The organism is Streptomyces sp. NBC_01003 (assembly GCF_045162695.1).
Taxonomy (GTDB): domain Bacteria; phylum Actinomycetota; class Actinomycetes; order Streptomycetales; family Streptomycetaceae; genus Streptomyces.
On record NZ_CP108707.1, the window covers coordinates 6,785,683 to 6,798,911 of the forward strand.

Here is a 13,229-nt window from a genome sequence, read left to right on the forward strand (position 1 = left end):
GGCGTCAGCCGTGCAGGGCGTCGAGCAGGTCTGTCAGGTTGTGGACCAGGTGGCGGGCGCCGGCATCGGTCAGGCGGGTGGCTGTGCGGCGGTTCGGGGCGTAGCCGATGAAGGGGAGGCCTATCGTCCGGGCCGCCGTCAGTTCCGCGGGGGACGAGCCGATGAGTACGCCGTGCGGGGTGGGGGAGCCCGGCTGGTGCAGGGCGCGGTGCAGGGCGTCCGGGTTCGGCATGAGGAGGCGGGGGTCGTCGGAGCGGCCGTGGACGCCCGCGCGGACGGCGAGGGCGCGGTTCTGGAGGTGGGCCGAGACCACGTGCGGTGACACGTCGCTCACCACGGACACCGGGCGGCCGGCGGAGTTGAGCGTGCGGATCAGGAGGTCCGCGTCGCGCGTGGGCCGGGCCGTGCGCAGGGCGCGCAGCTCGATGGCGTCGAGGCATTCCCGTAGGGGCTGGGCGAGGCGGCGGTGGCGGGCGAAGGTGCGCAGGACGTCCAGGGGGTGGATGTCGACCTCCATGGGTGACGAGACGGCGCCCAGGGGGTCTCCTGCCAGGGCTTCCTCCGGGTCGCGCAGTTCCGCTGCCAGTGCCGTGAGTTCGCGGGCGGCGTCGCGGGCCGCGCGCGCACCGGCGTAGAGCTGGAGGAGCGGGCCGTCGAAGCCCAGGAGGAACGCCTCGGCCGTGGCGAGCGTGTCGGCGAGGGACGGGGCGCGGCGCGTCTGCATGCCGAGGGTCAGGTCGAGCGCGTGGACGTCATCGGACTCCGCGACGTCGAGTGCCTCGGTGAAGCTCAGGGTGCGTGGGGTGGGGGGCGGTTCGGTGTCGAGCAGTCGGGGGAGCCGCTCCGCTTCGGTGACCGCCGCGCTGTCGCCGCCCAGCAGGCGCGTGAAAGCGTCAGCCGCGTCGGCGCCCTCGAAGGCTCGGACGGTCTTGACCAGGGCGAGTTCCCCGGTCGGTACGCTCAGCGCGGCGCCGGCCATGGTGACCGTGTCCTGGCGGAGGCTGGTGACGCGCAGGTCGATGGGCTGGTGCAGATGTCCGCTGAGGACCGCGGCGAACTCCACGCGGTTCGCGGGATCTTGCAGGAGATCCAGGCCGTTCAGTGCCGTCGCAAGGCGGTGCATCCGGTCGAGGCTCATGGCCGTGAGCATGCGGTACCAGTACGCGGGCGGGTCCCCGCCCATGGCCCGGAGGCCGAGCGCGGACACCGTGTACGGGTCGACGAGGTCGGGGGAGACGGTGACACTGGACGCCGCGGAATGTGCGGCGAGTTCGGCGTGGATGGTCTCGCGTGTCGCGCGGTGGTCGGGGCCTGCCGGCCAGAAGACCACGGTGACGTGCACTCCTGCGGGCAGCCCGGCGACGCGTACCCGGGTCGGCACATCGGAGAGGGCCGCGGGCAGCTGTGTCACCGTCGACTCCAGCAGTCGCTGCGTGGCCTGTTCCGTCTTGACGAGGACCTCATAGCCGGCCGGGACGCTGCGCAGGCCGTGGTCGCCGGCCGTGAGACCGGCCGCTTCGGTCAACTGGGCGATGATCGGGGCCAGTCCGACATCCGAGTCACCTGCCACCTCGAAGGTGACCGAGGCGTGGGCCGTGGAGCGCGAGGCCCCCGCGCCGCGTGCCTCCAGCAGCTTCCTGTGGAGTTCGGCCAGGGCCGGGCCGGTCCGGCCGCCTACCGCCTCGTACTCCTCGTACGCCTCCAACGCCTCGCCGGTACGGCCCAGTTGGCGCAGGGCGATCACCTGGAGGCGGCGGAAGTCCTCGCGGGAGGGGTGGTCGCGGACGAGGCCGGCGAGGTCGATGGCGGCGCGGTCGACGTCGCCCAGGTCCAGGTCGAGCTCGGCGCGGGTGCGGTGGAGGGTGAGGTGGAGCTGGGTGAGGCGGGTGCGGGCGGTGTGGGCGGCGGGGCCGTGTACGCCGTCCAGGGGGGTGCCACGCCACAGCGAGAGGGCCGCGGCGACGTGGTTGCGGGCCGCGTGGAGGTTGCCCGCCGCGCGTTCGGTCTCGGCGAGGGTGACCAGCTCCTGGCACTGGAGGATGTCGAGGGTGTCGGTGCTGGTGTGCAGGGCGTAACCGTCGGGGAGGGTGGCGAGAGCACCGGGGCCGAGTGCGTTGCGCAGCCGTGAGGCGTAGGTGCCGAGGAGGGCGTCGGGACGGTCCGGGCGTTTGCCGGCGGCCCACAGGCCTTCCGTCAGTTCGCCGCGGCTGACGGGGGTGCCGTGCCTGAGCAGCAGCATGCCGAGCATGGACTGGAGCGCGGGGGCGGACGGGGTGAGGGGGGCGCCGTTGCGGGTGACCGTCAGGGGGCCGAGCAGGCGGTAGTGGCGCCGGTCCGCGGGGGCGGGTTCGAGGTCGGCGGGTGGCAGGTTTCTGAGCAGTACTTCCAGAGCTTCCCGCTGACGGGCGGCGTCCCCGGACATGAGGCCCTCCGCGGCGAGGGTATGAAGCGGCATCAGGGCGCCGTCGCCGTCGGCTGCCGCACCGATGTTCAACAGGTCCAGAAGTACGCCCAGTTGGTGCAAGTCTTCGGCGATGCCGTCGGGGCCGCTCTTGTTCCCCGGGGCGAACAGCGTGAGTTTGACGGTGCCGTCCGGGAGGAGGGCGACCTTGGGCATGCCGATCGCGCCGTGGGTGACCCCTGCCGCGTGCACGGCTTCGACGGCGCGGGCGAGCTGCTTCGTGACAGAGGTGCGCAGCGACTCCGGCAGGCGGTAACCCCCGGCCGACGTCAGGGTGTTGAGCGCGATACCTTCCAGGAACTCCATGGCCGTGAACGCCGTGCCGTCCTCCTCGACGCCGAAGTCGTGGACCTTCACCACGTTCGGGTGGTCGATGCGGCTCAGTACGCGCGAGGCGTCGAGGAACGCGCGGCGCTGCCGTGCCGGCATCTGCCCGTACAGCTTCACCGCCACGACGCGGTCCAGCTCCCCGTCCCTGGCCTCCCACACCGTTCCGCCGGGCCGGAGCCGCCGCAGCAGCCGGTACCGGCTGCCGAGCCCGGGTGAGGGAGTTCCGCCCGACAGTCTCCGTACGCTCTCCTCACTGACCGTCGCGAACGCCTCCCCGTCCGCCCCCCGCGTCGCCGCCCGGAACTCCCCGGCCGCCACCCCGGCCCGCTCGTCGATCAACGCACCTACACGGCCGAGGAGTTCGGACGTGCGGCCGCGTGCGGTGCGGGGCAGCGAGCGCAGCAGCAGGTCCCGTACGCCGTCCCGGAACACGTACGAGCCCGGGGGACCCGGAGCCGTCGCAAGCATGCCGCTGAGGATGACCTCGGCCAAGTGCTGCGGGCGCGGCTCAGGTTCCAGAGCCGCGTGGACCAGGCGCATCACCGGCAGGTGCGGGACCCCGACCGCCAGATGGCCCGCCAGGCGGAAGGCCTGCGGGGACGCCGTCGCGCGAAACCGCAGGACGAGGTCCTCGGGGGTGAGGGAGGCGACGTCCTCGCGGGGCTCGTCCGTGACCGGCGACGGGGACAGCCAGGCCGCCGCACCGGGGACATGGACGCCTCCCGCGGTCGCCGTCAGGCGGGACCAGTTGGCCAGCCAGGCCGGGGCGGGTTCGAGGACCGGCAGGGGGACCGCGTCCGGGTGCCGGGGCGGGCCGGGTTCGCCGCCGTCGTACGGGGTGAAGCCGAGGGAGGAGAGCGGGGCCGCGGCGTGCGGCGCGGTGAGGCGGCCCGGGCGGGCCGGGAGCGCCGTGGTGCGCCAGAGGTGTTCGGGCAGTGGCTGGATCACGGCCAGGGGCATGCGGGACGCGAGGGTGTGGAGCGTGCGGAGCCAGCGCAGGCCCGCCTCGCTCTGCCGCCACTGCGGACCCGTGCAGTCGCTCAGCAGGAGGGCGACCGTGCGGCCGTCGTGCGGTACGGCCAGGTGGTCGACGCGGCCGTCGGGCGTGGCGCGGTGCACGGTGACCGTGCGGAAGATGCCCGACTGGGCGAGCGCGGCGTGCAGTTCGCGGACCAGTGGCCGCCAGACGGGCATGGTCGGGCCGGTGTCGTGGAGCAGGATCAGGCGCAGCCAGCGTTCGGGAGCGGGGCGCAGGACGGGCACCCAGGAGGAGGGGTGCGCGCCGAGGCGTGCGATGCGGTCGGCCGTGGCCCGCTCGTCCAGGACCCGCCCGCCCGTGAGCGACGGGACGCTGCGCTTCAGGGGGCGCAGGGCTCGTTGGAGGGGGAGCGGGTGGCGCAGCATCGGGGGTGCCGGGGCGAGCAGCGAGGCGGGGGTGGCCGCCGCGGGGTCCTCCGACTGGTCCATGTACAGCGGGACCCGGTCGCGGATCCGGGGCGTGCGGTGCGAGGGCGCGGGTGCCTTCGGGGGCGTACGAGGGGTGGGCTGCCGGGGGTGCGGGGTCGGCGTGGTCCCGGTCGCCGGATCCGGAGGCGGGCTCTGGGGCGGGGGCTCGGCCTCCGGGTCGGAGTGGCCGTCGGCATCCTCCAGCCGCCCCGCCAGCCACAGCAGCTCCGCCAGTTCCACCGGTGTCGGTGCCGTGCCGCCCGACGCCGCCGTCAGGGCGGCTGCGAGGTGGGCGAGTTCAGTGCGCATCGGGGTCGGCCGCCCGGCTCAGATACGGCATCAGGCGCTCCGCCAGCTCGTCGCGGGAGGTCTCGTCCAGGCCCGCCGCGCCCGTCAGGTAGATCGCGTTGAGGAGCTGGTCCGTGGCGAGTTCACCGCTGCCCGCCCGGGCCAGGAAGCGGGCGATCAGGGGCCGGGCGTGCTCGTCGGGCTCGCCGAGGTGGGCGCGGACGATCTCCGCGAGGTGGGTCTCGTCGGGGCGGCGCAGGCGCAGCGTGACGCAGCGGCGCAGGAACGCCGGCGGGAACTCGCGCTCGCCGTTGCTGGTCAGGACGACGAACGGGAACGCCCGGCAGCGGACCCGGCCGCGCACGACCGGGACCCGCGCGTCCGTTCCGTGCGCCATCACCTCCGCGCCGGCGTCCGGCGTGTGCCGCGCGGCGCGGGCCAGCTCCGGGATCTCGTACTGGCCCTCCTCCAGGATGTTGAGGAGGTCGTTGGGCAGGTCGAGGTCGCTCTTGTCGATCTCGTCGATGAGCAGCGTGCGGGGGCGGGTGTAGGGGAGGAGCGCCGTGCCGAGGGGGCCGAGGCGCAGATGGTCCTCGACGCCGCTGTCGCCGCCGGTCACGGGCCGGTCCGCGCCCCTTGCCGCGTACAGGCGCGACAGCGGGTCGTACTGGTAGAGGCCGTCGGCGAGTGTGCTGCGGCTCGTGATGTTCCAGCGCAGGACCGGGCCGAGGCGCAGCTCGCGGGCGACCGCGTACGCGAGGGACGACTTGCCGGTGCCGGGCGGGCCCGTGACGAGGAGCGGGCGGCGCAAGTAGAGGGCGGCGTTGACGAGTTGGATGCTCTCGGGGGTGGCCCGATAGGTGTGGGCGCGGTGCACGCGGTCCGGGGAGACCGCCGCCGTGTCGTCGCTGTCGGCCGGGGCGGGCAGGGCGGGACCGCCGTCGAAGGCGCGCCACGGCGGGGGAGCGGGGAGCTCGTCGATGCCGTCGTGCGGCTCGGTCGTACCGGTGTAGACGGGCCACAGGGGCATGATCCGGATCTCCGTAACAGGGGCGGGTGTGGCGGGTGATCGGGCGACGCGTGGTCAGGCGACGGGTGCGTTTTCGGATGAGGTCAGGCGGCGGGTGCGTTCTTTGGATGGCTGTCAGGCGACGGGTGAATGCAGATGGGCGGTCGTGGCGTGCGGGTCCGGGAAGCAGCGCGGGTCGTCCCACAGGAGCTGGACGTCCCTCGCCCAGTGTCCGTCCGGGTCGTCCGCCGCGTCGGCCGTCTCGCGCAACGAGAGGATGTGGCGTGGCAGTTCGGCCGGCGTCACACCGGACACGTACGGGCCGATCGCATCCAGGAAAGCCGAGCCCCCACAGTCGCCGTTCCCCTTGCCCGCCCCCGCCCCCGCCCCCGCGTGCTCGCCGCCGCACCCCGAGCGCGGCCACAGCAGGACCGGAACCGGCTTGGTCAGCGCGGTGTCGAAGCGGGGGCGGGCGTGTCCTGCCGCGGGCGGCGCCGCGAACCCGGCGACGTCGGCCGCGCGCAGCCGCAGCCGCAGCTTCCTCGGGTCCTCGCCGCTGTCGCACTCGACGCGGTGCACCAGCGCGTTCGCGCCCGCGTCGATCCCCTGCCACCGGCGGGTGAGCCGGTGCCGCAGGCCGCCCCTGCGCCGCGCGTGGTCGGTGACGACGAGCGGGTACGAGCAGCCGAGCGGCGTGGGGTCGTCGGGGCCGCTCTCCCACTGGTCGACGGGCCAGTTCAGCCACTCGCGGGGCAGGGCGAACGCGATCAACTCGTCGGTGTCCGGGGCGAGATGGGAAAAGGCTTCGTCGATGCGCTCGCGGACGTACGGGCGCAGCTCGCCGTGCGCCAGGGTGCGCGAGTCCACCGGGTGGCGGCGGCCCGCGCTGTACGCCGACACCTCGACGACGACCTGGTCGCCGCCCGCACCGCTGCGGTCGATCTCGACGAGGATCGGCGACCAGTCGGGCCGGTCGTGGCGGGCGGCGGCACCGGTCCGCGGCGCGTCGAGGAGGGCGTCGAGCCGGTCCGCGAAGCGGGTCACCGACTCCGGGTCGTCGAGCTCGCACAGGACGTACCAGGCCGCGGCCCACAGGGAGTCGAAGCCGCCGGGCGGCACGGGCGGCCCGAACGGGCCCGCAGCGTCGAGATAGAGGCGCTGCGGCGAGCAGTGGAGGCCCGCGCGCGCCGCCTTCTCGACGAGGACGCGCAGCCGGTCCCGGTCCGCGTCCTCGTGGGCGGGTGTGGGGAGGCGCTCGCCGAGCTCGGGCCAGTAGCGGGCCATGACGTGGGTGGGCAGCATCCGGCCGTTGCGCACGCCGCGCCCGCCGGTCGCCGTGACCATGCCGACGACCTCTCCGGTGCCGGCGAGCGCGACCGCGGCGCCGCTGAACCCGGCCTCCAGGGGCTGGCCGTGCCCGTTCCACGCCTCCAGCTGGATCCACTCGCCGCCGATCAACTGGGCGGCGGTGGCCCGGTATTCGGCGAGCGTCCCCTCGTCGTAGCCGCGCGGGAAGCCGTACGCGACGAGCTTGCGCGGCGGCTCGCCGAACGCTGCGCCGGCCGGGGCGAAGGCGGCCGGGTCGACCGGCGCGTCCTCGTCGAGTTCGAGGACGGCGAGGTCGCCGGGGTCGGTGGGGCGGCCGCCCCAGCCGCCGTGCGAGACGATCCGCGCCGGTACGGCGGCCGCGCCCGCCTGGTGCGGGAACGTGACCGTGACGGGCGCGGCGCCGCTGTCCGCGATCACATGGGCGCAGGTCACGACCTTGCGGCCGGTCACCAGGAACCCGGCCCCGATCTGGCGCCCGCACTCGATCCTGGCGTGCCAGCGCGCGCTGTTCACGCGTCGTCCGTGGCCGTGCGGTCCTTCGCCGACCAGGTGAGCTTCACCACCAGATGGCCCTCGGCCGTGCCCTTGGCGATCACCGCGCCCGCTTCGGCGGACATCTTCACGCCGAACTCGATCTCCACGCCGTCCGGCTTGAGCGGCCCCTCGCGAAAGACCCGCAGCGCCGACTCGGCAGCCGAGCGCGCCCCGTCGAGCGCGGACTCGAACGTACCGACCGCCTGCGCCGTGGGCAGGCCCCCGCGCGAGACGAGCCGCACCCCCGTCTCGTCGGACGCCTCGAAGACCACGGTCGTGTGGTCCTTGGTCTCGTACTCCACCAAACCGTCCATGCCGCCCCCGTGAAACCGGTCGAAACGTGTGGCACATGCCTGACGCCATTGTGGCCGAGGGGCGTTGAGGCTGTCAGCCGCACGCGGACGCCGGCGTCGGGACGGCGTCCGGATCGTGTCCGGATGGCCTCCTGGCGGGAAGGCGCCAGGGCAGCTTCCCGCCAGGTCCCGTCAATGTCGCCGTAACAGTGCGCACTTCACACTCTTCGCAGCGCTCGGGTAACACCCCATACCCGAGGCCTACGAAGAGAGGCAACGATGACCAGAGGACCAGCGAGACGGAGCGCGGCCCTGCTGTCGGCCGGGCTCGCGCTCGCGCTGCTTCCGGGCGGGCAGGCCGTCGCCGGTGACACCACCGCCCCGGCGGCCCGCGCCACCACGCCTGCCGCCCGCGCCGCCCACACAGTGACCCTGGTGACCGGCGACAAGGTGACCGTCACCGACCTCGGCGGCGAGAAGAAGGCCGTCACCGTCGACCGCGCGAAGGGCGCGACCGGCGCCGTCAGGACCCAGGTGAACGACGGGAAGATCAGCGTCGTACCGGACGAGGCGCGCCCCTACCTCGCGGCCGGAACGCTGGACGCGCGGCTCTTCGACGTGAGTGAGCTGATACGCCAGGGGCTTGCCGACAGCAAGGCCGATGCGACGCCGCTCATCGTGTCGTACGCAGGCAAGAGCGCCCGTTCCGCCGCGCGCACCCCCAAGGGCGCCGACCGCACCCGCGGCCTCGACAGCATCGGTGGCGCCGCCCTGGACGCCGGCAAGGGCCGCACGTTCTGGAACGCCGTGACCGCCCCCGAGGGCAAGGACTTCGCCGACGGCATCGGCAAGATCTGGCTCGACGGCCGCGTCAAGGCCGACATGGCCGAGAGCAACGAGCAGATCGGCACCCCGAAGGCCTGGGAGGCCGGGCTCACCGGCAAGGGTGTCAAGGTCGCCGTCCTCGACACCGGCTACGACGCCACGCACCCCGACCTCGCGTCCCGCGTCACCGAGTCCAAGTCCTTCATCGAGGGCCAGGAGGTCGCGGACCGCAACGGCCACGGCACCCACGTGACCTCGACCGTGGGCGGCAGCGGCGCCGCCTCCGACGGCAAGGAGCAGGGTGTCGCCCCCGGTGCGACCCTCGCCGTCGGCAAGGTCCTCAGCAACGAGGGCTCCGGCAGCGAGTCGCAGATCATCGCCGGTATGGAGTGGGCCGCCAAGGACATCCACGCCAAGGTCGTCTCGATGAGCCTCGGTTCGTCCGAGGCGAGCGACGGCACCGACCCGATGGCCGCCGCCGTGAACTCGCTGTCCAAGGAGACCGGCGCCCTCTTCGTCATCGCCGCGGGCAACGCCGGCGCCCCCGGCTCCATCGGCTCGCCCGGCGCCGCCGACTCCGCCCTCACCATCGGCGCCGTCGACTCCGCCGACGAGGCCGCCTACTTCACCAGCAAGGGCCCCCGCTTCGGGGACAACGGGCTCAAGCCCGACCTGTCCGCGCCCGGCGTCGACATCCTCGCCGCCCGCTCCTCGCTGGTCTCCGGCAGCGGCCCGTACACCACCATGAGCGGTACGTCGATGGCGACGCCGCACGTCGCCGGTGTCGCCGCCCTGCTCGCCGAGAAGCACCCCGACTGGACGGGCGCGCAGCTCAAGGACGGGCTGATGTCGACGTCCAAGGAGCTCGCCGACTCCGCCTACGACCTGGGCTCGGGGCGCGTCAGCGTGCCCGACGCCGTGACCGCGGACGTCACCGCGACCGGCAGCGCCGACCTCGGGTTCTACAAGTGGCCGTACGACAGCAACAAGCCGGTCACGAAGACGGTCACCTACAGCAACTCCTCCGACAGTGCGGTGGAGTTGACGCTGGCCGCGGAGGGCGCGTCCGACGGCGTCGTCTCGCTCGCCGACAGCAAGCTGACCGTGCCCGCCCACGGCACCGCCTCCACGACCGTGACCGGTGACGGCGCCAAGGCCGCCGTCGGGAACACCAGCGGCCGGATCGTCGCGTCCGTGGCCGGAAAGCCTGTGGCGCACACGGCGTTCGGAATGGTCAAGGAGGAGGAGCGGTACACGCTCACCGTCCATGTGAAGGACCGGGACGGCGCCGCGACGGCCGCGTATCTCGGCGTGCAGCAGCTCGTGAAGAACACCGACCCGTTCCCCGCGCCCGTCGGTGACTCCGGCACGATCCAGCTGCGCCTGAAGCCGGGCAACTACTACGTGGACACGTTCCTCGACGTGCACGGCAGCCACGGCAAGGACTCCCTCGGGCTCGGCTACCTCGCCGACCCCGCGGTCAACCTCGACCGGGACCGCGAGATCACTCTCGACGGACGGCAGTTGAAGGAGGTCAAGGCCGACGTCGGCCGGACCACCCAGACCCGCCAGCTCGTCATGGAGGCCGACCGCAAGGCGGGCGGCGCCGACTACATGACCGCGGTCCAGCTGCCCATCAAGTACGACAGCATCTTCGCGGCACCCACCCACAAGGTCACCGACGGGTCCTTCGAGTACCGCACCGTGTGGCGCCTCGGAAAGCCCACGCTCCAGGTGGACGGGCTCCGTGAGGCCGTCGTCCAGCCCGGTAGCACCCTGACCGAGGGCCGCAGCAAGCTCGCGGTCGTGGACGCGGGCGCCGGCGCACCCGCCGACTACGCCGGCAAGAACGTGCGCGGCAAGGCCGTCCTCGTACGCCGCACCGACGCGCTCTCCCCGGCCGAGCTCGCCCAGGCCGCGCAGGACGCGGGCGCCAAGGCGCTGTTCGTCACCGACGAGGCCGCGGGTCGGCTCAACGCCTGGTTCGGCACGGACGACGGCACCGACCGGCCGCTGCAGATCGCCACGGTCGACGCCGCGGACGGCGCGAAGCTCGCCGCGGCCGCGAAGGCGGGCCGCAGCGTCACGATGACCGGCACCCGCAACACACCCTGGGTGTACGACCTCACCGACGAGCACAAGGGAGCCGTCCCGAGCGGCGACCTGACCTACCGGCCCGGCAAGTCCGAACTGGCCGTCCTGGACGCCAAGTTCCACGCCGTGAAGCCCCAGGCGGGCGGCGAGTTCCGCTACTCCATCACCGACACCTTCCCCATCGGTCTCGGCTTCCTGGAGAAGATCGACTACCCGGCCGAGCGCACCGACTACGTCTCCACCGGCACCGGCCAGAAGTGGCACGAGTCGGTCCAGACGGGCCCGACCGACCTGGAGCAGCGCAGCGGCCTCATCACGTACAAGGGCGGCAAGCACTCCGAGCTCGACTGGTTCAAGCCGGTCTGGCACCCGTGGCTCGGCACCGGTCTCGGCTGGGGCCAGCAGCGCGCCGGCAACGACCTCCAGTTCAACGTGCCCGGCTGGGGCGACTCCGGTCCCGACCACACCGGCTTCGGCGACGTGTGGAGCGACAGCACCCAGACGCAGTTCTCCTCCGTGTACGTCGACGGGGTGCTCAAGGACCGCAGGAAGGGCTCCGGCGCGCACGTGTGGGACGCCGACCCGGCCGAGCACACCTACAAGGTCGTCACCGACACGACGCTCGACCCCGCGCGCTGGAAGCTGGCCACGAAGGGCCACTCCGAGTGGACGTTCAAGTCCGCCGAGACTCCGGCCGACCGGTACACGTTCCTGCCGCTGCTCAACCTCGGCTTCGACGTGGACACCGACCTCGCGGGCAACGTCCGCGGCGGACACCGGGTCCCCGTCGGGATCAGCTCCGAGTACGTCAAGGGCGCCCCGGACACCGGGAAGATCGGCGGCGGCAGCCTCGAGGTCTCGTACGACGACGGCAAGACCTGGACGAAGGTCGCGCTCGACGGGCACGGCGCGTCCTGGAAGGGCACGCTGAAGGTGCCGGGCGATGCGCAGTACGTGTCCCTGCGCGCCTCGGCGAGCGACGACCGGGGCGGCAAGGTCACCCAGGAGATCATCCGGGCGGTGGGGGTGAAGTAGCTGAAGTAGCCCTTCCGGTAAGGATGTTCTGACCTGCGCACGGATGCACTGACCTGTACTGGTGCACTGGCTTGCACGGGTGCACTGACCTGTACGGACGTCTGACCGAAGGCCCGGCGCGGCAGCCAGCCGCGCCGGGCCTTCGCGTGCGTCTCGGCACCCTTGGCGTCCACCCAGTGATACGCCGCTGTCCGCCATGCGGGAACGCCCTTGTGGGGGTGCTGTGGCCGCGGACAGGATGCGTGCATGGCTCCGGTACTCGTCTCGCGCCGCCACGTGGATCTTCTGCGTGTGTCGACGATGCTCTGTCCGGCCGCTTCCGGCACCGACGCCCTTTCCTGAGGCGCTCCGGGGAGGTATTCCCTCGCCCGGCCCGCCCGCGTCCCGTGTCCTTCGAGCCGCTCCGGCGGCCCCGCGCCCGTTCCCGCAGTAGTCCACGCCCCCGCGCGAATTCCCGAGGTGTCGTCATGCCCGAGAACCACCCACTGCTGCACTGGTACCTGCCGGCCCGGCGGCCGGCCGACATCGACTCGCTGGCCCCCACGGCCCTGGCCGCGGAGCGCGCCGGGTTCGACTCGCTCTCGATGCCGGCCGGCGGCCCCGACCCGTGGGCGCTCGCGTCCGGACTCTGTCGACGCACCGAGCGGATCGGCTTCCTCGTCGCGCTGCCCGCCGGCAGCGCGGGACCCACCGTCATCGCCCAACAGGCGGACGCGTTCCGCCGGTTCGCGGGCGGCCGCCTCAGGCTCGACGTCGGCGCGCACGGCGCCGGGCTGACCCACGACCAGCGCTACGGGCGCACCGACGAGGTGATGGCCGTCGTGCGCGACCTGCTCGACGGCAGGCGCATCGACTTCCAGGGGGAGCATGTGCAGGTCGAGGGCGCCCAGTTGAGCGACCCGGCCGTCGAGCATCCGGTGCCGCTCTACTTCGGGGGTGAATCCCCGTCCGCCGACGGCATCGCGGCCCGGCGGGCCGATGTGCGGCTGGTGAGGAGCGCGCCGCCGGCCGTCGTCGCGGAGCGCGTCACCCGCTCACGAGACCGGAATCCGCGGCTGCGGTACGGGCTCCGCCTGCGTCTGGTGGGCCGCGCAGAGGCGTCCGAGGCGCGGGACGCGGCGGACCGGATCCTGGGCGACGGCAGGAGCGGACCGGCGGGGGGCGCGGTCGTCGGGACGTACGACGAGGTGGCGCGTCGGCTGTTCGCCTACCGGCAGCTCGGCATCGACGAGTTCGTCCTCTACGGCTGTACGGGTCCCGGCGAGCCGGCCCGCGTCGCCGGCGAGATCCTTCCGCGGCTGCGTGCCCTCACGGACGCGGCCGCGGTGTGCGGGGCGTGACGCGCGGCGGCGCCGCCTCCCCGTGGGACCGGGGGAGACGGCGCCGCCGCGGTTGACTCCGCGTGACCTGCGCGGTCCGGCGTCAGACGAGCCAGCCGACGAAGTGGGCGAGGCCGGCGAGGATGTCGGTGATCAGGTTCATGGTGGCGCGTTCTCCTAGCGGTGTTGCATGTGTGGGACCAACTCCCCGGCCACGTATGGGACATGGGCCGGGTTCGCAATTACGGTCTGCATCCCGTTGCTTG

The 13,229-nt window shown here is 73.4% G+C and carries 7 protein-coding genes; 3 read left to right on the top strand and 4 right to left on the bottom strand.

Features of this window, described 5'->3' with window-relative positions; genetic code table 11:
- Window positions 1–4: 4 nt before the first annotated feature.
- The 4 genes from OG698_RS30915 to OG698_RS30930 all read right to left on the bottom strand — a co-directional run bounded on the left by OG698_RS30915 (window position 5) and on the right by OG698_RS30930 (window position 7,711).
- Window positions 5–4,546: an SAV_2336 N-terminal domain-related protein gene (locus OG698_RS30915; RefSeq protein WP_406106900.1), complete on the bottom strand. Its 4,542-nt coding sequence runs from the start codon at window positions 4,544–4,546 to the stop codon at window positions 5–7.
- Complete coding sequence (locus OG698_RS30920; protein WP_406106902.1) at window positions 4,536–5,555, bottom strand: AAA family ATPase; 1,020 nt, start codon at window positions 5,553–5,555, stop codon at window positions 4,536–4,538. The genes OG698_RS30915 and OG698_RS30920 overlap by 11 nt, the downstream gene beginning before the upstream one ends.
- A 114-nt stretch (window positions 5,556–5,669) precedes the next feature.
- Complete coding sequence (locus tag OG698_RS30925) at window positions 5,670–7,376, bottom strand: trypsin-like peptidase domain-containing protein (RefSeq protein WP_406106903.1); 1,707 nt, start codon at window positions 7,374–7,376, stop codon at window positions 5,670–5,672.
- Window positions 7,373–7,711 carry a CU044_2847 family protein gene (locus OG698_RS30930; RefSeq protein WP_100591881.1) on the bottom strand — a complete coding sequence of 113 codons (339 nt, stop codon included), beginning with the start codon at window positions 7,709–7,711 and terminating at the stop codon, window positions 7,373–7,375. The genes OG698_RS30925 and OG698_RS30930 overlap by 4 nt, the downstream gene beginning before the upstream one ends.
- 258 nt (window positions 7,712–7,969) lie before the next feature.
- On the opposite strand from OG698_RS30930, the gene OG698_RS30935 reads away from it, so the two are divergent.
- The 3 genes from OG698_RS30935 to OG698_RS30945 all read left to right on the top strand — a co-directional run bounded on the left by OG698_RS30935 (window position 7,970) and on the right by OG698_RS30945 (window position 12,984).
- Complete coding sequence (locus OG698_RS30935) at window positions 7,970–11,644, top strand: S8 family serine peptidase (RefSeq protein WP_406106905.1); 3,675 nt, start codon at window positions 7,970–7,972, stop codon at window positions 11,642–11,644.
- Window positions 11,645–11,890: 246 nt separating this feature from the next.
- A complete protein-coding gene (locus OG698_RS30940) occupies window positions 11,891–11,986 on the top strand; it encodes a putative leader peptide (RefSeq protein ID WP_406106907.1) in 96 nt (31 codons plus the stop codon).
- A gap of 125 nt (window positions 11,987–12,111) precedes the next feature.
- Window positions 12,112–12,984, top strand: a complete 873-nt coding sequence (locus OG698_RS30945; RefSeq protein WP_406106908.1) for an LLM class flavin-dependent oxidoreductase — start codon at window positions 12,112–12,114, stop codon at window positions 12,982–12,984.
- Window positions 12,985–13,229: the final 245 nt, after the last annotated feature.